The organism is Streptomyces sp. NPDC050211 (genome assembly GCF_040656035.1).
Taxonomy (GTDB): Bacteria; Actinomycetota; Actinomycetes; order Streptomycetales; family Streptomycetaceae; genus Streptomyces.
Genome location: NZ_JBFALC010000034.1, coordinates 16,291 through 35,381 on the forward strand (window position 1 = coordinate 16,291; position 19,091 = coordinate 35,381).

The window sequence follows — 19,091 nt, forward strand, 5'->3', positions numbered from 1 at the left end:
ACCGCGATCGACGCGCGACCCCGATAGGGTCGACAGCAGTCGTCCGCGGACGACGTCGCGCACGCGTGCGTGGCGGACGACAGCAGATCTGACGAGGAGGCCATTGCCGCACATGGGAGCACCCACCCCATCGGCAATGGCCTTCTTCGTATGTGCGACACGTTAAGAGGCGAGATCTCCATGACCACCAAGCCCCAGAAGAGCGACGACGGCAAAGTACGCGGCCGGTTCATGCTGAAGCTGTCCGGAGAGGCGTTCTCCGGCGGCGGGGGCCTGGGCGTCGACCCTGACGTGGTGCACAAGATCGCCCGCGAGGTCGCGGCCGTCGTGCGTGACGGGGCGCAGATCGCGGTCGTCATCGGCGGCGGCAACTTCTTCCGCGGCGCCGAACTGCAGCAGCGCGGCATGGACCGGGCCCGCTCCGACTACATGGGCATGCTCGGCACTGTGATGAACTGCCTCGCCCTCCAGGACTTCCTGGAGAAGGAGGGCATCGACAGCCGGGTGCAGACCGCCATCACCATGGGGCAGGTCGCCGAGCCGTACATCCCGCTGCGGGCCGTACGGCACCTGGAGAAGGGCCGCGTGGTCATCTTCGGCGCCGGTATGGGCATGCCGTACTTCTCCACCGACACCACCGCCGCCCAGCGCGCCCTGGAGATCGACGCCGAGGCGCTGCTGATGGGCAAGAACGGCGTGGACGGGGTCTACGACTCCGACCCGAAGACCAACCCGGACGCCGTGCGCTTCGACTCCCTCGGCTACGGCGAGGTCATCACCCGCGACCTCAAGGTCGCCGACATGACAGCCATCACCCTGTGCCGCGACAACAAGCTGCCGATCCTCGTCTTCGAGCTTCTGGCCGAGGGCAATATCGCGCGCGCCGTCAAGGGTGAGAAGATCGGCACGCTTGTGGGTGACCAAGACAGCCAGGGCTGATGACCCTGACCGGGGGATGGACAATGTTCTGCCGGTCGGGAAACGTGCAGAAGGAAGACGCGACGCAGCCGGCCGCCGCCCCCCGCAAGGAACCGCAGCCGGGCCTACTCAAGACACGCAGGAGCAAGTGGTGATCGAAGAGACCCTCCTCGAGGCCGAGGAGAAGATGGAGAAGGCCGTCGTGGTCGCCAAGGAGGACTTCGCCGCGATCCGCACCGGCCGTGCGCACCCGGCGATGTTCAACAAGATCGTGGCCGACTACTACGGGGCGCCGACGCCGATCAACCAGCTGGCTTCGTTCTCCGTGCCGGAGCCGCGTATGGCGGTGGTGACCCCGTTCGACAAGAGCGCGCTGCGCAACATCGAGCAGGCGATCCGCGACTCCGATCTGGGCGTCAACCCGAGCAACGACGGCAACATCATCCGAGTGGTGTTCCCCGAGCTCACCGAGGAGCGCCGTCGCGACTACATCAAGGTCGCCAAGAGCAAGGCCGAGGACGCGCGGGTGTCCATCCGCTCCGTCCGCCGCAAGGCCAAGGACACCGTCGACAAGGCGATCAAGGACGGCGACATCGGCGAGGACGAGGGCCGCCGTGCGGAGAAGGAGCTCGACGACACCACCCACAAGTACGTCGCACAGGTGGACGAGCTTCTCAAGCACAAGGAAGCGGAGCTGCTCGAGGTCTGATGAACGACTCTTCCTGGGGGGCGCCACCACAAGCCGGGTACTGGGTGCCGTCCGACCGCGGGCCTGTCCAGGGGGCTGCCCCGGCGGGTCCCGCGTACGATGCGCACAACGCGCAGCAGACTCGCCCCATGCCCATCGTGCCCGACGTACCCGCGTATGGCGGAGACCAGGATGACGACCGGGGGGCCGCTCGGCTGGGCGGCCCCTTGTTCCGCGACGACACGCCGCAGACGTCGTCCTATGGGACGCCCGACGGGACGTCCTACCGGGCGGCGCAGCAGAATCCGGAGCCCATGCCCGACGCCCCGCAGCCGGCGCCCGCACCGCAGAAGAAGAGCGCGGGCAGGGACCTGGGTGCGGCCATAGGGGTCGGGGTCGGACTCGGTGCGGTGATCATCGCGTCGCTGTTCGTCGTCAAGGCCGTGTTCGTCGGTGTGATAGCGGTCGCCGTCGTGGTGGGCCTCTGGGAGCTGACGTCCCGGCTGCAGGAGCGCAAGGCCATCAAGGCGCCCCTCGTGCCGCTCGCGGTCGGCGGTGCGGCGATGGTCGTCGCCGGGTACGTCCGCGGTGCCGAGGGCGCGTGGGTGGCAATGGCGCTCACCGCGCTGGCGGTGCTCGTCTGGAGGATGACGGAACCGCCCGAGGGCTACCTCAAGGACGTCACGGCGGGCGTCTTCGCGGCCTTCTACATCCCGTTCCTCGCCACGTTCGTGGCCATGATGCTCACCGCGGACGACGGTGCGCGGCGGGTCCTCACGTTCCTGCTGCTGGCCGTCGTCAGCGACACGGGCGCGTACGCCGTCGGCTGGCGCTTCGGCCGGCACAAGCTCGCCCCGCGCATCAGCCCCGGCAAGACCCGCGAGGGCCTGCTCGGCGCGGTCGCCTTCGCCATGGCGGCGGGCGCGCTGTGCATGGAGTTCCTGATCGACGGCGGCACCTGGTGGCAGGGCCTGCTGCTGGGCCTCGCCGTCGCGGCCAGCGCCACGCTCGGCGACCTCGGCGAGTCCATGATCAAGCGGGACCTGGGCATCAAGGACATGGGCACGCTGCTGCCCGGTCATGGCGGCATCATGGACCGGCTGGATTCGCTGCTGCCGACGGCTCCGGTGGTGTGGCTGCTGATGGTGCTGTTCGTCGGATCTGCCTGACGGCACAGGAGTTTTACGGAGCCCTCGCCCCGGCATGGGGGGCGAGGGCTCTTCTCCTTGGCGTGCTGGCTCCTCTCCTTGGCGTGCCGGTCCGTGCGGTGGGACGATTCGGTTGTAAGCCCTCGACGAGGGACACTCCGGAACCCTCGAGGGGGCCGCCCTGGAAGGGGGCACCATGTCAGGCGTCCGAGAAACGATCGTCGTCGACCGCAGTCCCGAAGATGTCTACGCATACCTCAGCGACCCCTCCCACCTGCCGGAATGGCAGGAGAGCGCGGTCGCGGCGGAGCAGGTCGAGGAGGGCCCGCTGGGTCTCGGTTCCCACCTGAAGATCACCCGGCACATAGGCCGCCGCGACATTCCGATGACCATGGAGGTCACCGAGTACGATCCGCCGCGCATCTGGGGGCTGCAGGGTATCGACGGGCCCGTCAGGGGCCATGTCCACGGTGAGATAGACCCGATCGACGAGGGCCGCCGCTCCCGCGTGACCTTGGAGGTCGACGTCGAAGGGCACGGCATCGGCAAGGTCCTCGTGCCCCTCGTGGTCCGCCCACAGGTCCGCAAGGAACTCCCCCGCAACGAGCAGCACCTCAAGGACCGGCTGGAAAACCCCACCCCATAGCCCGTCCGGGGGCACGGAAACGATCTGCGACACTTGAGAAATCATGCCCAAGCCCGGAGAACTCACTTTCGTCGCCCCCCGCGGAGCCCAGAAGCCGCCGCGGCATCTTGCCGATCTGTCGCCTGCCGAGCGCAAGGAGGCTGTTGCCGCGATCGGGGAGAAGCCGTTTCGCGCCAAGCAGCTCTCGCAGCACTACTTCGCGCGGTACGCGCACGACCCGGCGCAGTGGACCGACATCCCGGCCGCGGCGCGCGGCAAGCTGCAGGAGGCGCTGCTTCCGGAGCTGATGACGGTCGTACGGCATCTGTCGACGGACCAGGACACCACGCGCAAGACGCTGTGGCGGCTGTTCGACGGGACGCTGGTCGAGTCGGTGCTCATGCGGTATCCGGACCGGGTGACGATGTGCATCAGCTCGCAGGCGGGCTGCGGTATGAACTGTCCGTTCTGCGCCACCGGGCAGGCAGGCCTCGACCGGAATCTGTCCACCGCCGAGATCGTGCACCAGATCGTGGACGGGATGCGGGCGCTCAGGGACGGCGAGATTCCCGGAGGGCCCGCGCGGCTGTCCAACATCGTCTTCATGGGCATGGGCGAGCCGCTCGCCAACTACAAGCGGGTCGTGGGTGCCATTCGCGCGCTCACCGACCCCGAACCCGACGGGCTCGGGCTCTCGCAGCGCGGGATCACCGTCTCCACCGTCGGGCTCGTCCCGGCCATCCACCGGTTCGCCGACGAGGGCTTCAAGTGCCGGCTCGCGATCTCGCTGCACGCGCCGGACGACGAGCTGCGCGACACCCTCGTACCGGTCAACACCCGGTGGAAGGTGCGCGAGGTGCTCGAGGCCGGATGGGAGTACGCGGCCCGGTCCGGGCGCCGGCTGTCCATCGAGTACGCGCTGATCCGGGACATCAACGACCAGGCCTGGCGCGGTGACCGGCTCGGACGGCTGCTCAAGGGCAGGCCGGTGCATGTGAATCTGATCCCGCTGAACCCGACGCCGGGCTCGAAGTGGACGGCCTCCCGTCCGGAGGACGAGAAGGCGTTCGTCGAGGCGATCGCCGCGCATGGTGTGCCGGTGACGGTCCGGGATACCCGTGGTCAGGAGATCGACGGGGCGTGTGGTCAGCTCGCGGCCACCGAGAGGTAGTCTGATCGACGTCGGTACATCGACGTCGGTACAACTTCATATCCAATTCATTTTCCGACAGGGGAGCGCCACAGCGCTGAGAGTGCGGCAGCCATAGTTCCGGCGGGCCGCAGACCCTCTGAACCTCGCCCAGGTCATTCTGGGTAGGAAGTTCGGTCTTCACTCATGAGAACCACGAACAAGTACATAGCCGTGGCCGTCGGGCTGGGCCTCGTCACGCTGTCCGCGTGCGGATCGTCGTCCGACTCCGCCGGCGGCGACTCCAAGACCGTCACGCTCGTCAGCCACGACTCCTGGGCCGTCTCCAAGAGCGTCATCGCCGAGTTTGAGAAGAAGTCCGGGTACCAGGTCAAGGTCCTGGAGGACGGCGACGCCGGGCAGGCCGTCAACAAGGCGATCCTGACCAAGGACAACCCGCAGGGCGACGTCTTCTTCGGCGTCGACAACACCCTGCTCTCGCGGGCCCTCGACAACGACCTCTTCCAGTCGTACGAGGCGAAGGGCGCCGACCAGATCAAGCCCGAGTACCGGGTCGACGAGGACGAGCACCGCGTCACGCCCGTCGACACCGGCGACATCTGCGTCAACTACGACAAGGCGTACTTCAGCAAGCACAAGCTGACCCCGCCCACCTCCTTCGACGACCTGATCAAGCCGGCCTACAAGAACCTCCTCGTCACCGAGAACGCGTCCACCTCCTCACCGGGACTGGGCTTCCTCCTCGGGACCGCCGCCAAGTACGGCGACGACGGCTGGCAGGACTACTGGAAGAAGCTGAAGGCCAACGGCGTGAAGGTCGTCGACGGCTGGGAGCAGGCCTACAACGAGGAGTTCTCCGGTTCCGCGGGCGGCAAGAAGGCCAAGGCCGACCGGCCGCTCGTCGTCTCGTACGCCTCCTCGCCGCCCGCCGAGGTCATCTACGCCGACCCGAAGCCGGCCACCGCGCCGACCGGCGTCGCGACCGGCACCTGCTTCCGGCAGGTCGAGTACGCGGGGCTGCTGAGCAACGCGGGGAACACCGAGGGCGGCAAGGCACTCCTCGACTTCATGCTCACCAAGACGTTCCAGGACGACATGCCGCTGAACATGTTCGTCTACCCGGTGCGTGAAGGCGCCCAGGTGCCCGAGGAGTTCACCAAGTACGGTCCGCAGGCCGAGGATCCCGAGACCATGGACCCGGCGAAGATCGCCGACAACCGTGACGACTGGGTCAAGTCATGGACCTCGCTCGTACTGAAGTAGCCCCCGAAGTAGCCTCCGTCCGCAGGAAGTACGCGACGCGGCTCGGGCTCATGGCCGTGCCCGTCGCGTTCTTCGCGGTCTTCTTCGCCTACCCCGTCGCCGCGATCCTCGCGCGCGGACTCCATGTCGACGGAGCCTGGCAACTCGCCCGGATCTGGGACGTGGTGGCGCAGTCGGACATCCGTCATGTCCTGTGGTTCACCACCTGGCAGGCCCTCGCCTCCACCGCGCTCACCCTCCTCGTGGCGCTGCCCGGCGCCTACGTCTTCGCCCGTTTCGACTTCCCGGGCAAGCACGTTCTGCGGGCGATCGTCACGGTCCCCTTCGTGTTGCCGACGGTCGTCGTCGGTACGGCGTTCCTGGCGCTGGTGGGCCGTGGCGGGCTGCTGGACGAGCTGTGGGGCGTACGGCTGGACACGACCGTGTGGGCGATCCTGCTGGCGCATGTCTTCTTCAACTACGCGGTCGTCGTACGGACGGTCGGCGGACTCTGGGGGCAACTCGACCCGCGGCAGGAAGAGGCCGCGCGGATGCTCGGGGCGTCGCCGCTCAAGGCCTGGCGTCATATCACCCTCCCGGCGCTGGCGCCGGCCGTGGCCGCCGCCGTGCTGATGGTGTTCCTGTTCACCTTCACCTCCTTCGGTGTGGTGCAGATCCTCGGCGGACCGGGCTTCTCGACGCTGGAGGTCGAGATCTACCGGCAGACCTCGGAGATCTTCGATCTGTCCACGGCCGCGGTGCTGACGATCATTCAGTTCGTGGCGGTCGGCGCGATCCTCGCGCTGCACGCCTGGACCGTACGGCGGCGGGAGAGCGCCCTGCGGCTGGTGGACGCGTCGGTGACGGCCCGGCGGCCGCGCGGGGCGGGTCAGTGGGGGCTGCTGGCGGGCGTCCTCGCCTCCGTCGTCGTACTCTTGCTGCTGCCGTTGGCCGTGCTGGTGCAACGGTCGTTCGACGCGCCGGACTTCGGCTACTACCGGGCGCTGATGTCGTCCGACGGGGGCGTCTTCCTGGTGGCGCCGATCGAGGCGATCGGCAATTCGCTGCGGTACGCCGTCGTCGCCACCGTCATCGCCGTGGTGATCGGCGGTCTCGCCGCCGCCGCGCTCACCCGGCGGGACGCGGGCCGGTTCGTGCGCGGGTTCGACGCGCTGCTGATGCTGCCGCTCGGGGTGTCGGCGGTGACGGTCGGTTTCGGGTTCCTGATCGCGCTGGACGAGCCGCCGCTCGATCTGCGGGCCTCCTGGATCCTGGTGCCGCTCGCGCAGGCGCTGGTCGGTGTCCCGTTCGTCGTACGGACCATGCTGCCGGTGCTGCGGGCGGTGGACGCGCGGCTCAGGGAGGCGGCGGCCGTGCTCGGGGCGTCGCCGTGGCGGGTGTGGCGTGAGGTCGATCTGCCGATGGTGCGGCGGGCGTTGCTGATCGCGGCCGGGTTCGCGTTCGCGGTGTCGCTGGGGGAGTTCGGGGCGACCGTGTTCATCGCGCGGCCCGACAACCCGACGCTGCCGGTCGCGGTGGCCAAGCTGCTCGGTCGGGCCGGGGAACTCAACTACGGCCAGGCGATGGCCCTTTCGACGATTCTGATGGTGGTGTGCGCGGTGGCGCTGCTGGTGCTGGAGCGGCTGCGGACCGATCGGACGGGGGAGTTCTGATGCTGCTGGCCATCGACGACGCGACCGTACGGTTCGGCGGGCGGGCCGTGCTCGACGCCGTCGGCCTGGAGGTCGACGAGCACGAGATCGTGTGCGTGCTCGGGCCCAGCGGCAGCGGCAAGTCGACGCTGCTGCGGGCGGTGGCGGGGCTGCAACCGCTCGACTCCGGGCGGGTGTTGCTCGACGGGCGCGACCAGGTGGGGGTGCCCGCGCATCGGCGTGGGGTAGGGCTGATGTTCCAGGACCATCAGCTGTTCCCTCAGCGGGACGTGGGCGGCAACGTGGCCTTCGGGTTGCGGATGCACGGGGCGTCGAAGGGGCAACAGGCAGAGCGCGTACGGGAGTTGCTGGACCTCGTCGGTCTGCCGGGGGCCGTGCGTCGCGCCGTGGCGTCCCTCTCCGGCGGTGAGCAGCAGCGGGTGGCGCTGGCCCGTGCGCTCGCGCCGCAGCCCCGGCTGCTGATGCTGGACGAGCCGCTGGGGCAGCTCGACCGTTCGCTGCGGGAGCGGCTGGTCGTCGAACTCCGGGAACTCTTCGGCCGGTTGGGCACGGCCGTGCTCGCCGTCACGCACGACCAGGGTGAGGCCTTCGCGCTGGCCGACCGGGTGGTGGTGATGCGGGACGGGCGGATCGCCCAGACCGGGACGCCGCTGGAGGTCTGGCAGCGGCCGGTGGACGAGTTCGTGGCGCGCTTCCTCGGCTTCGACAACGTGCTCCAGGGAACGATCAGTGGAGCGGTCGCGGACACGCCCTGGGGGAAGGTGCCGGTCGGTGAGAGCGCCGCGCAGGGGACACGGACGCTCCTCGTACGGCCAGCCGGCGTACGGCTCGTCTCCGCCGACGCGGGTCTGCGCTGCACGGTGACGGCACGTACCTTCAAGGGCACCCATGTCGCCGTCCACCTCCAGCCCGCGGACGCGCCGCGGCTCGAGGCGGCGTGCGCGCTGCGGGAGGCGCCGGAGGTGGGGGACTCGGTCGGGGTGGAGTTCGACGTTGCGGAAATCGTCGTGCTCGACCGATAGGGGTGCGTCTAGGGTCGGCGACATGACGCTGCTCGCACATGACCGCTACTGCGACGAGATCGCCCACCAGGTGGGCCGGTTGAGGGCGGTGGTGACGTCCGGGGCCGACCTGTCCGCCACCGTGCCGACCTGCCCGGAGTGGTCGCTGGAATATCTCGTACGGCATACGGGTGGTGCCCTGCGCTGGGTCGAGCTGCTGGTGCGAACGCGCGCGCCGGAGGAGATCCCCGAGGACGAGGTACCGCTGCTCCATGGTCCCGAGGCCAAGGGCGACCCCGACGCGCTGGACGCCTGGCTCGCCGAGACCGGCGAGATGGTCGTCGCCGCGCTGCGCGAGGCCGGCCCCGACGCGAAGGTCTGGGCGTGGGCCGGGATCCACACCTCCGGCTTCTGGGCGCGCCGGATGACCCACGAACTCACCGTCCACCGCGCCGACGCCACCCTCGCCGCCGGACTGCCCTACGAGGTCGCGCCGGACGTGGCGGCCGACGCGATCGACGAGTGGCTGCAGATCGTCGAGTTCGTGCAGCGGACGATGCCGCACGACGCGGCGGTGGAGCTGCGCGGGCCCGGTCGCAGCATCCACCTGCACGCGACCGACACGACCCCCGAGGTGAACGCCGAGTGGGTCATCGAGCTCGGCGAGGAGGGCGTCTCCTGGCGTCGAGGGCATGAGAAGGCGACGGTCGCCCTGCGCGGCCCGCTCACCGCCGTGCTGCTCGCCTTCTACCGCCGACTGCCGCTGGACAGCCCGGAGTTGGAGGTCCTCGGTGAGCGGGAGTTGCTGGAGTTCTGGCTGGAGCGGGCGACGTTCGGCTGAGGGTGAGGATGAGGGCGAGGGCGACAGGGGTGTGGCCCGCCCCGAATGCGGGACGGGCCACGGTGGTTCGGTGGTGCCTGGGGCGTCAGCGGCCGCTGTTCGCCCCGCGGCGGCGGAAGCCGAGGTAGACGGCGCCGCCGCCTACCGCGACCAGGGCTGCCGCGATGCCGGCGATGATGCCGGTGTTGGAGTTGGCGCCGGTCTCGGCGAGGTTGGAGTCACCGGCCGCGGGGGACGGGGCGCTGCTCGGGGCGGCCGCGGGCGGGGTGCTGTCGCTCTCCGAGGCCGACGGGGTCGGGGTCGGCGTGTCGGACTCGGCCGGGGTGGAGGGGGTCTCCGACGGCGTCGGCGTGGCCGGCGGGGTCGGGTTCTCCTCCTTCTTGCAGGCCGTGTCCGGGGTGACGAGGTTGGGCTTGATGTCCTCGTTCACGTAGGGCGCGGCGTCGACGTGGATGCGGTACTCCGCGTTCGGCTTCCAGTTCTCGGTGAAGGTGATGGTCACACCCTCGCGCGAGCCCTTGACCACCTGCTCGCCGACCTTCTTCAGGTCGGCGCCGTTGTTCTGCAGGTACACGGTGATGGTCGCCGGAACACCGGCCGGGTCCACGTCGGTGACCGTGATGACACCCTTGTCACCGTCGCACTTGGCAGCGGCCGAGAACTCGTTGATGTTGCAGGCGAGGGCGTTGCCCGCGGAACCGAGCGCAAGCGCGGCCGAGGCGGAGGCGACACCGAGGATGCGCACCGAGCGTGCGATGGTACGGCGGGATAGGGACAGGACTGCCACGTTTGTCCTTCATGTGATGCGCAAATGCGGGGGGCTGAAGGGGTGTTGATGGGACACCAACATTCCCAGGAGTCTCACAGATGTATAAGCGCGGCATAAGAACTGTCAACGCATATGCGCGACCCAGCCCTCGGCTTTGCCCTCTTATTAACCGCCGACACGTTTCAGCGCCGCCGGAGCGTCCTCGATTCGGTCGACCAGGGCAATTCGGGCCTCCATCGACCGGCCCCGCGCCAGCGCCTGCAGCAGCGGCCAGGCCGGCAGTCGCTCCGTCCAGTGCGCACGGTTCACCAGCACCATGGGCGTGGGCTCGCCCCGCGACTCGTAGTAGTTCGGCGTCGCGTTGTCGAAGATCTCCTGTACGGTCCCGGCGGCGCCCGGCAGGAAGACGACACCCGCGGTGGAGCGGGCCAGCAGGCCGTCCTCGCGGGTGGCGTTGGCGAAGTACTTGGCGATGTGTGCGGCGAACGCGTTGGGCGGCTCATGGCCGTAGAACCAGGTCGGGATGCCCACCGAAGGACCGCCGTCCGGCCAGCGCTCACGGACCTCGAACGCGGCGCGCGCCCAGTCGGTGATCGACGGGACGAACTTCGGGGTCTTCCCGAGGAGTTGCAGCGCCTCGGTGAGCATCCCGTCGCCGAACGGGGCCGCGTACGCGCCGAGATTCGCCGCTTCCATCGCGCCCGGCCCACCGCCCGTGGCGACGGTGAAACCGGCACGGGCCAGCTCGCGGCCGAGGCGGGCTGCACCGGCGTACTCCTCGGTGCCGCGCGCCATCGCATGCCCGCCCATCACGCCGACCACCCGGGCGCCGACGAGGAGTTCGTCGAGGGCGTCCGAGATCGCGTCGTCGTGGATCGCGCGCAGCATGGAGCCGAATATGTCGCCGTCCGACTTGGTCCGCTGGAACCAGGCGTACGCGAGGGCGTCCGGTGTCGCCTCGTAACCCTTGTCGAGCGAGGCGAACAACTCGGCGGGCGAGTAGACGAACCCGCGGTACGGGTCGAAGGGGAGGCCGGGGACCGGCGGGAAGACCAGGGACCCCGAGGCACGCACCTGGGCGGCGGCCTCGGGGTCCATCGGGCAGCCGAGGAAGACGGCGCCCGTGGCGTCCACGGTCAGCAGGACGTCCGTACGGTCCGTCAGATCGACGGCCTGGACACGGTGATGGGCGAGCGAGCCGACCGTTGCGACCACCTCGTCGAACTCGGCGAGGGACTCGATCTCACGGTCGTAGGAGCCGTCGAACGGCTGGGCGGGTGTGGAGTGCACCCGCCCATGCTAGGGGCTCCGCCGAGGGGCGGGATGGGTTGTCTTTCGGCTGCGGGTCCGTTGTGGCTGGTCGCGCAGTTCCCCGCGCCCCTTCGGGGCGCTCAGCCTTCTACCGCTGCCGGGTCCATCCAGATGACCTCCCACGTGTGGCCGTCGAGGTCGTCGAAGGCGCGGCCGTACATGAAGCCCTGGTCCTGGGTCTCGCCGGTGGGCGAACCGCCCAGGGCGAGCGCCTTGTCGACCAGTTCGTCGACCTTCTCGCGGGTCTCCGCGCTCAGCGCGATCAGCACTTCGCTGGTCTTCGTGGCATCCGCGATCTCCTTCTTGGTGAAGGTCGAGTAGAACGACTTCTTGAGCAGCATCGCGACGATCGTGTCGCTGATCACGACCGAGGCCGCGTTCTCGTCGCTGAACTGCTCGTTGATCGAGTAGCCCAGCTCCGTGAAGAACTTCTTCGAGGCGTCGAGGTCGTTCACGGGCAGGTTCAGGAAGATCATCTGCTGGTACATCGTGGGCTCTCCCATCGAGTTCGTGTCGTTACGTGGGGGTAGACCCAAGGGTCGCGCAGAACTCATCGCCGTAAGGGGACTTTTTTCGTACGTCTTGTCGTACGAGGCTCAACCGGCGGCCATCGGCAGCGCGGCCAGCTCGGCGACGATCAGGGTGAGCGGGCCGAACAGGGCCAGCAGGGCGCCGGCGCGGAGGGCGGCGGCGCTGCGGAGCATGGCGGCGGGGGCACCGAGGCGCAGGAGGGCGGCGGTGGTGTCGGCGCGGGCCTGCTTCGCCTCCACGGCGGCGGTGAGGAGGGTGGCCGCGGTGCAGCCGACGACCACGAGGGCGCCGAGGTCGGTGAGCGAGCCGAGGGGCTGGACCTCGGTGTCGTGGACGAGGGCGGTCGTGTACGCCGCCGATGCCACGGCGCAGACGATGCCCAGGGGGCGGCCGATGCGGGCGGACTCCTCCATGAGGACGCGGCCCGCGAGGAGGCGCAGGGCGCCGGGGTGGGCGGACTGGAGGAGACGGCCGCAGAGGTGGGTGAGGCCGGGGGCGGCGAGGGCTAGGCCGAGAGCGGTGAGGGCCCAGCCCGCGAGGAGGCCGGGAGAGGTGGGGTCTGCGGTGCGGCTGGCGTAGGCCTCTACGGTGAGGCCTGCGGCGAGGACGGTGATGCCCCAGGGGAGGCCTCGGGGGGCTTCGCGGGGGGCGGGGGGTTCGAGGTGGGGGTCGGGTTCGTGGACGTCGGCTGGTGCGGCGTCCGGGGTTGCTGCTGGGGGGGCGGTCGCGCTGCCCGGCGCCGGCGGGGTGCCGTCTGCGCCCACCCGTGCCGCCCCACCGGCACGACTGCCCGCAGTTTGGCGGCCGAATCTTCCGTACGCGCCGAACGTCTCCCGTGCCGCCGCCAGCCCGTACGCGCCGAAGCGGCCGTACTTCCTGGGGGCTCCGTGTTGTGGGGGCCTGCGTGGGTCCTTTGGGCGTAGTGCCAGGGCTGTTGAGAGGGACGCTGTTGCGGGTACCAGGGACAGCAGAGTCAGGGTTGCCGGTAGGGGCAGTGGTTGCTCTGCCGCCAGATACTCCGTTGCCGCGCCGTCGAACGGCACGCCCGTGAGGTCGCCTCGTAGGTGGAGGAAGGTGACGAGGGCCAGGAGGGAGCCGACGGTGGTGGCGAGGGCCGTGGTGAGGGCGGAGGTGATCATCAGGCGGGCGGGGCCCAGGCCGATGGCGGAGAGGCCGGGGCGGGGTTTGGTTCCCGGGTCCGTGCGGGCCACCGCCACGGCGAAGTAGACCGTGGTGGCGAGGGGGGCCGTGCACCAGGTCAGGCGGAGGGTCGACGCGGCGGGGTCCTGGTGGGACATCGCGTGGCCCAGGGCGGAGAGAAGCAGGAAGCCCGTCGCGGCCGAGGCCGCGGCCACCGCGAGGCGGCGCAGATGTACGGCGGGCTGGGCGACGCGGGTCAGACGGAGAGCGAGCACGCGGCCCGGCCTTCCGACTCGGTGACCGGGGGCAGATGCACCGTGGTCACGCGCCGGCCGTCCAGGAGGGAGACCGTGCGGTCCGCGACCGCCGCCGTTTCCGCGTCGTGCGTCGCCAGGATCACGGTGATGCCGTGCGAGCGGGCCGCCGTGGTGAGCGTGCGCAGGACGTGTCCGCGGTCGGCGCGGTGCAGGGGGGCCGTCGGTTCGTCCGCGAACAGGACCGTGGGCGTCGGGGCCAGTGCCCTGGCGATCGAGACGCGCTGGCGTTCCGCCTGGACCATCTCGTGCGGCCGCTTACGGGCACGGTCGCCGACGTCCAGGCGCTCCAGCCACTCCATCGCGGCCACCTTGGCGCGACGGCGACTGGTGCCGCGGAGCATCAGCGGCAGGGCGGCGTTCTCCCAGGCGTTGAGTTCGGGGACGAGGAGTGGGGCCGGGTCGATCCAGGCGAAGCGGTCGCGGCGCAGCCGTTCACGGGCGAGCGGGCCCATGGTGTGCACCGGCTGGCTGTTGAACCAGACCTCGCCGCGCAACGGTCGTACCAGACCGGACAGACATCTCAGCAGCGTCGTCTTGCCGCTGCCGCGCGGGCCGCTCACCGCGACGATCTCGCCCTCCTGGACGTGGAGGGAGACGCCGCCGAGCGCGGGCGAGCCGTCGTCGTGCTGGAAGTGCAGGGCGCGTGCCCAGAGAACGTCGTTGTCCGGCGGAGCCACCATGGGCGTACACCTCGTTCAGTCCGTAATTCCCGGTGCCGATCCCCCAGGCGGGGGAACGAAGGCAGGGCCGGCCAGTTACAAGGCACGCTAGGGATGTGGGGCAGCAACGCCGGACAGCACGCGGCCCGGGTGCACCCTTCTCACTCGCATGGGTGCACCCGGGCCGTACAAGCGCCGGGGGTTACAGCTTCGTCCACGCCTCCGTCAGCGTCGCGCGCAGGATCTGCTCGATCTCGTCGAACGTCTCCTGGTTGGAGATCAGCGGCGGGGCGAGCTGGACGACCGGGTCGCCGCGGTCGTCGGCACGGCAGTACAGGCCGTTGTCGTAGAGCGCCTTGGAGAGGAAGCCGTACAGGACGCGCTCGGTCTCCTCGTCGTCGAAGGACTCCTTGGTCGCCTTGTCCTTGACCAGCTCGATGCCGTAGAAGAAGCCGTTGCCGCGGACGTCGCCGACGATCGGCAGGTCGTGCAGCTTCTCCAGGGTCGACCGGAACGCGCCCTCGTTGTCGAGGACGTGCTGGTTGAGGCCCTCGCGCTCGAAGAGGTCGAGGTTGGCGAGGCCGACCGCGGCGGAGACCGGGTGGCCGCCGAAGGTGTAGCCGTGCAGGAAGACGTTGTCCTCCTTGTAGAACGGCTCGGCCAGCCGGTCGGAGATGACGCAGGCGCCGATCGGGGAGTAGCCCGAGGTCATGCCCTTGGCGCAGGTGATCATGTCCGGGACGTAGTCGAACTTGTCGCAGGCGAACATCGTGCCGAGGCGGCCGAAGGCGCAGATGACCTCGTCCGAGACCAGCAGGACGTCGTACTGGTCGCAGATCTCGCGGACGCGCTGGAAGTAGCCGGGCGGGGGCGGGAAGCAGCCGCCCGCGTTCTGCACTGGCTCCAGGAAGACCGCCGCGACCGTGTCCGCGCCCTCGAAGAGGATCTGCTGCTCGATCTGGTCGGCGGCCCAGCGGCCGAAGGCCTCGGGGTCGTCGCCGAACAGGGGCGCCCGGTAGATGTTCGTGTTCGGGACCTTGTGCGCGCCCGGGACCAGCGGCTCGAAGGGGGCCTTCAGGGCCGGCAGACCGGTGATGGACAGGGCGCCCTGCGGGGTGCCGTGGTACGCGACCGCGCGGGAGATCACCTTGTGCTTGGTGGGCTTGCCGACCAGCTTGAAGTACTGCTTGGCCAGCTTCCAGGCGGTCTCCACCGCCTCGCCGCCGCCGGTGGTGAAGAAGACCTTGTTCAGGTCGCCGGGGGCGTGGTGCGCGAGGCGCTCGGCCAGCTCGATGGCCTTCGGGTGGGCGTAGGACCACACCGGGAAGAAGGCCAGCTCCTGGGCCTGCTTGAAGGCGGTCTCCGCCAGCTCCACGCGGCCGTGGCCCGCCTGGACCACGAACAGACCGGCGAGACCGTCGAGGTACCGCTTGCCCTTGTCGTCGTAGATGTAGGTGCCCTCGCCCCGGACGATCGTGGGGACGGGCGACTTCTCGTACGAGGACATGCGGGTGAAGTGCATCCACAGGTGGTCGTACGCGGTCTGGCTGAGGTCCTTGGTGCTCACGGTTATCGGGTCCTCACGGTTATCGGGTTCCCCACATGTAGGTCTGCTTCTTGAGCTTCAGATAGACGAAGCTCTCGGTGGAGCGCACTCCGGGGATGGCCCGGATGCGTCGGTTGATGACCTCCAGGAGGTGGTCGTCGTCCTCGCAGACGATCTCCACCATCAGGTCGAAGGAGCCTGCGGTCATCACCACGTACTCGCATTCGGACATGGCGGTCAGCGCGTCGGCCACGGACTCCACGTCGCCCTCGACATGAATGCCGACCATCGCCTGCCGACGGAAGCCCACGGTGAGCGGGTCCGTGACGGCGACGATCTGCATCACGCCCTGGTCGAGCAGCTTCTGGACGCGCTGACGCACGGCCGCCTCGGAGAGGCCGACGGCCTTGCCGATCGCGGCGTACGGCCGGCGGCCGTCCTCCTGGAGCTGTTCGATGATGGCGAGGGAGACGGCATCCAGCTGGGGATTGCCGTTCCGCTGATCTGCGCTTCGACTGGCCACCAGCTCACTGTGCACGACGTCTCGACAGTTCCGCAAGGCTGAGGCGATGAAATTCGTTGTTTACGCATCACAGACTTGCGGATTTCGCAGAAACGGCGCGATCTGGGCTGTTGAAAACGTGGGCTGCGGGACTAGGGTGGGTGTCTCAGTCAATGGACAGTTCGACCTGACAGGAGGCCGGCAGTGAGCACCGAGCTGCGTCGTCTGCGCAATTACATCGACGGTGAGTTCCGGGACGCCGCCGACGGACGGACCACCGAGGTGGTCAACCCCGTGACGGGCGAGGCGTACGCGACCGCGCCGCTGTCCGGGCAGGCGGACGTCGACGCCGCGATGGCTGCCGCCGCGGCCGCCTTCCCGGCCTGGCGCGACACCACCCCGGCCGAGCGGCAGAAGGCCCTCCTGAAGATCGCGGACGCGTTCGAGGAGCGGGCGGAGGAACTGATCGCGGCCGAGGTGGAGAACACCGGCAAGCCGATCGGGCTCACCCGGTCCGAGGAGATCCCGCCGATGGTGGACCAGATCCGGTTCTTCGCCGGCGCGGCGCGGATGCTGGAGGGCCGTTCCGCCGGTGAGTACATGGAGGGGCTGACCTCGATCGTCCGGCGCGAGCCGGTCGGCGTCTGCGCGCAGGTCGCGCCGTGGAACTACCCGATGATGATGGCCGTATGGAAGTTCGCGCCGGCGCTGGCCGCGGGCAACACGGTCGTCCTCAAGCCGTCCGACACGACCCCGGCGTCGACGGTCCTGATCGCCGAGATCATCGGCTCGATCGTGCCCAAGGGTGTCTTCAACGTCATCTGCGGCGACCGTGAGACCGGGCGGATGATGGTCGAGCACCCCGTCCCGGCGATGGCCTCCATCACCGGTTCCGTGCGCGCCGGCATGCAGGTCGCCGAGTCCGCGTCCAAGGATGTCAAGCGGGTCCATCTGGAGCTGGGCGGCAAGGCGCCGGTCGTCGTCTTCGAGGACACCGACATCGCCAAGGCCGTCGAGGACATCTCCGTCGCGGGCTTCTTCAACGCCGGGCAGGACTGTACGGCCGCCTGTCGCGTCCTCGTCCACGAGGCGATCCACGACGAGTTCGTCGCGGCGCTGGCGAAGGCCGCGGCCGATACGAAGACGGGGCAGCCGGACGATGAGGACGTGCTGTACGGGCCGCTCAACAACCCGAACCAGCTGAAGCAGGTGAGTGGGTTCATCGAGCGGCTGCCGGCGCACGCGCGCGTGGAGGCCGGGGGCAAGCGGGTCGGCGACAAGGGGTACTTCTTCGCGCCGACCGTCGTTTCCGGCGTCAAGCAGGACGACGAGATCATCCAGAAGGAGGTCTTCGGGCCGGTCATCACCGTTCAGTCCTTCGCCGACGAGAACCAGGCGGTCGAGTGGGCGAACGGGGTCGAGTACGCGTTGGCGTCTTCCGTGTGGACGAAGGATCATGCGCGGGCGATGCGGATGTCGAAGGCGCTGGACTTCGGGTGCGTGTGGATCAACACGCATATTCCGCTGGTTGCGGAGATGCCGCATGGTGGGTTCAAGAAGTCGGGGTACGGCAAGGATCTTTCGGCGTATGGGTTTGATGACTACACGCGGATCAAGCACGTGATGACGTCCTTGGACGCGTAGGTCGTTGTTTGGCTGCGGGTGCGTGGGGGCTTGTCGCGCCCACGCGGCGGAGCCGCAAATCGATACAGTCCCGCGCCCCTAAGGGTGTTGCGGTCCCGGGCGGACATCAGTTCCGTCCGGGGTCGCTCCGCTCGAAGACGTCCTCGCTTTCACGTCGGTCCGTGCTGCGCGCCCTGGGTGGCACTGCTGGGCTCGGTGTGCTCGCCGGGTGTGGTGTGCCTGCCGCGTATGTCGAGCCGGGTGACCGGGCCGGCGTCGATCTCTCCGCCAGTGACAAGCGGCTGACCTGGGCGAACTGGCCGCTGTATATCGACACGGACGACGCGGACGAGTCGCGGCGGCCCACGCTGGAGGCGTTCGAGAAGCGGACGGGGATCGCCGTCGACTACGTCGAGGAGATCAACGACAACGACGAGTTCTTCGGCAAGATCAGCCCCGCGCTGATGAACCGTCAGCGGACCGGCCGCGATCTGATGTCATCAGCGACTGGATGTGCGCGCGGTTCGTGCGGCTCGGCTGGGTGCAGGAGATGGACCGCGCCCGGCAGCCGAACGTGACCAAGTACCTTGATCCACAGCTCCGTTCGCCCGCTTTCGACCCCGGCCGCACGTTCACGGCGCCGTGGCAGTCTGGGATCACCGGCATCGCGTACGACCGCCGCAGGCTCGGTAGGGAACTCCGGCACGTCTCCGATCTGTGGGCGAGCGACCTGAAGGGGCGGATCACGCTGCTGTCCGGGCTCGACGAAGCGTTCGCGCTGCTGATGCGGGGCAACGGCGTCGACATCACGAAGTGGACGGCGGACGACTTCCACACGGTGTGCGACCAGGTCGAGAAGTACGTCCACAGCGGCCAGATCCGCCGCTTCACCGGCAACGACTACACCAAGGACCTGGTCAGCGGTGACGTACTGGCCTGCCAGGCGTACTCCGGCGATGTGATCCAGCTCCAGGCCGACAACCCTCACATCCGCTTCCTCGTCCCCGAGGAGGGCGCCGAGCTGTGGGCGGAGTCGTTGATGATCCCCAACCTGGCTTCCCACAAGACCAACGCCGAGCGGCTGATCGACTACTACTACGACCCCGAGGTCGCCGCCGAGCTGGCCGCCTGGGTCAACTACGTCTGTCCTGTCCCGGCCGCCCAGGACGTCCTGGGCTCGTCCAAGGACGAGGAGACCGCCGCGCTGGCCGAGGACCCGCTGATCTTCCCGGACGCGGCGATGCGTCAACGGCTCGCCGTCGCACGGGACATCACCGCGGACGAGCGGACCGAGTTCGCGAAGCGGTGGAACGCGATCGCGGGGTTGTAGGGCGCTGTGTGGTTGTTGGGCGTCGCGGGGCTGGAGGGCGTCATTCTGCGTTCTTGATGAAATTTGATGTGCAGATG

17 protein-coding genes, 1 pseudogene and 1 riboswitch are annotated in these 19,091 nt (G+C 69.2%); of the genes and pseudogenes, 11 read left to right on the top strand and 7 right to left on the bottom strand.

Annotated elements, in window-relative coordinates; all coding sequences use genetic code 11:
• The first annotated feature begins 180 nt into the window (after nucleotides 1–180).
• The 9 genes from pyrH to AB0I98_RS29065 all read left to right on the top strand — a co-directional run bounded on the left by pyrH (nucleotide 181) and on the right by AB0I98_RS29065 (nucleotide 9,286).
• Nucleotides 181–939, top strand: coding sequence for a UMP kinase (gene pyrH / locus AB0I98_RS29025; protein WP_210577497.1), 759 nt, complete (start codon nucleotides 181–183; stop codon nucleotides 937–939).
• 130 nt (nucleotides 940–1,069) lie between these two features.
• The gene (gene frr, locus AB0I98_RS29030) at nucleotides 1,070–1,627 is read left to right on the top strand and encodes a ribosome recycling factor (protein ID WP_362947065.1); all 558 of its coding nucleotides are present in this window, start codon (nucleotides 1,070–1,072) and stop codon (nucleotides 1,625–1,627) included.
• Complete coding sequence (locus AB0I98_RS29035) at nucleotides 1,627–2,775, top strand: phosphatidate cytidylyltransferase (protein WP_362947068.1); 1,149 nt, start codon at nucleotides 1,627–1,629, stop codon at nucleotides 2,773–2,775. Before frr ends, AB0I98_RS29035 begins: the two co-directional genes overlap by 1 nt.
• 175 nt (nucleotides 2,776–2,950) lie before the next feature.
• Nucleotides 2,951–3,400 (top strand): SRPBCC family protein, encoded by a 450-nt coding sequence (locus AB0I98_RS29040; protein WP_362947070.1) that lies wholly within the window; start codon nucleotides 2,951–2,953, stop codon nucleotides 3,398–3,400.
• Nucleotides 3,401–3,443: 43 nt separating this feature from the next.
• Nucleotides 3,444–4,550, top strand: coding sequence for a 23S rRNA (adenine(2503)-C(2))-methyltransferase RlmN (gene rlmN, locus AB0I98_RS29045; protein ID WP_362947073.1), 1,107 nt, complete (start codon nucleotides 3,444–3,446; stop codon nucleotides 4,548–4,550).
• Nucleotides 4,551–4,599: 49 nt separating this feature from the next.
• Nucleotides 4,600–4,718: riboswitch (TPP riboswitch) on the top strand.
• Complete coding sequence (locus tag AB0I98_RS29050) at nucleotides 4,716–5,792, top strand: thiamine ABC transporter substrate-binding protein (RefSeq protein WP_362947075.1); 1,077 nt, start codon at nucleotides 4,716–4,718, stop codon at nucleotides 5,790–5,792. (Overlaps the previous riboswitch by 3 nt.)
• A gap of 50 nt (nucleotides 5,793–5,842) precedes the next feature.
• Nucleotides 5,843–7,444 carry an iron ABC transporter permease gene (locus AB0I98_RS29055; protein WP_362947225.1) on the top strand — a complete coding sequence of 534 codons (1,602 nt, stop codon included), beginning with the start codon at nucleotides 5,843–5,845 and terminating at the stop codon, nucleotides 7,442–7,444.
• Nucleotides 7,444–8,466 (top strand): ABC transporter ATP-binding protein, encoded by a 1,023-nt coding sequence (locus tag AB0I98_RS29060; RefSeq protein WP_362947078.1) that lies wholly within the window; start codon nucleotides 7,444–7,446, stop codon nucleotides 8,464–8,466. The genes AB0I98_RS29055 and AB0I98_RS29060 overlap by 1 nt, the downstream gene beginning before the upstream one ends.
• A 22-nt stretch (nucleotides 8,467–8,488) precedes the next feature.
• Entirely contained in the window at nucleotides 8,489–9,286 is a 798-nt protein-coding gene (locus AB0I98_RS29065; RefSeq protein ID WP_362947081.1) for a maleylpyruvate isomerase family mycothiol-dependent enzyme, read from the top strand.
• An 85-nt stretch (nucleotides 9,287–9,371) separates the two neighbouring features.
• On the opposite strand, the gene AB0I98_RS29070 is transcribed toward AB0I98_RS29065, so the two are convergent.
• From AB0I98_RS29070 to AB0I98_RS29100, 7 genes are all read right to left on the bottom strand, one after another.
• Nucleotides 9,372–10,073 carry an LAETG motif-containing sortase-dependent surface protein gene (locus AB0I98_RS29070; RefSeq protein WP_362947083.1) on the bottom strand — a complete coding sequence of 234 codons (702 nt, stop codon included), beginning with the start codon at nucleotides 10,071–10,073 and terminating at the stop codon, nucleotides 9,372–9,374.
• A 147-nt stretch (nucleotides 10,074–10,220) separates the two neighbouring features.
• Entirely contained in the window at nucleotides 10,221–11,345 is a 1,125-nt protein-coding gene (locus AB0I98_RS29075; RefSeq protein ID WP_362947085.1) for a Rossmann fold nucleotide-binding protein, read from the bottom strand.
• 101 nt (nucleotides 11,346–11,446) lie between these two features.
• Entirely contained in the window at nucleotides 11,447–11,854 is a 408-nt protein-coding gene (locus tag AB0I98_RS29080) for a VOC family protein (protein WP_362947227.1), read from the bottom strand.
• A gap of 108 nt (nucleotides 11,855–11,962) precedes the next feature.
• On the bottom strand, nucleotides 11,963–13,312 hold the full coding sequence (locus tag AB0I98_RS29085; RefSeq protein WP_362947087.1) for a hypothetical protein: 1,350 nt from the start codon (nucleotides 13,310–13,312) through the stop codon (nucleotides 11,963–11,965).
• Complete coding sequence (locus AB0I98_RS29090; protein ID WP_362947089.1) at nucleotides 13,294–14,034, bottom strand: ATP-binding cassette domain-containing protein; 741 nt, start codon at nucleotides 14,032–14,034, stop codon at nucleotides 13,294–13,296. The genes AB0I98_RS29085 and AB0I98_RS29090 overlap by 19 nt, the downstream gene beginning before the upstream one ends.
• Before the next feature lie 181 nt (nucleotides 14,035–14,215).
• Complete coding sequence (locus AB0I98_RS29095; RefSeq protein WP_210577529.1) at nucleotides 14,216–15,580, bottom strand: aspartate aminotransferase family protein; 1,365 nt, start codon at nucleotides 15,578–15,580, stop codon at nucleotides 14,216–14,218.
• 19 nt (nucleotides 15,581–15,599) lie between these two features.
• Complete coding sequence (locus AB0I98_RS29100; RefSeq protein WP_362947091.1) at nucleotides 15,600–16,097, bottom strand: Lrp/AsnC family transcriptional regulator; 498 nt, start codon at nucleotides 16,095–16,097, stop codon at nucleotides 15,600–15,602.
• A gap of 168 nt (nucleotides 16,098–16,265) precedes the next feature.
• On the opposite strand from AB0I98_RS29100, the gene AB0I98_RS29105 reads away from it, so the two are divergent.
• Nucleotides 16,266–17,705: a gamma-aminobutyraldehyde dehydrogenase gene (locus tag AB0I98_RS29105; RefSeq protein WP_362947093.1), complete on the top strand. Its 1,440-nt coding sequence runs from the start codon at nucleotides 16,266–16,268 to the stop codon at nucleotides 17,703–17,705.
• A 161-nt stretch (nucleotides 17,706–17,866) separates the two neighbouring features.
• Nucleotides 17,867–19,014, top strand: a pseudogene (locus AB0I98_RS29110) (spermidine/putrescine ABC transporter substrate-binding protein).
• Nucleotides 19,015–19,091 lie beyond the last annotated feature (77 nt).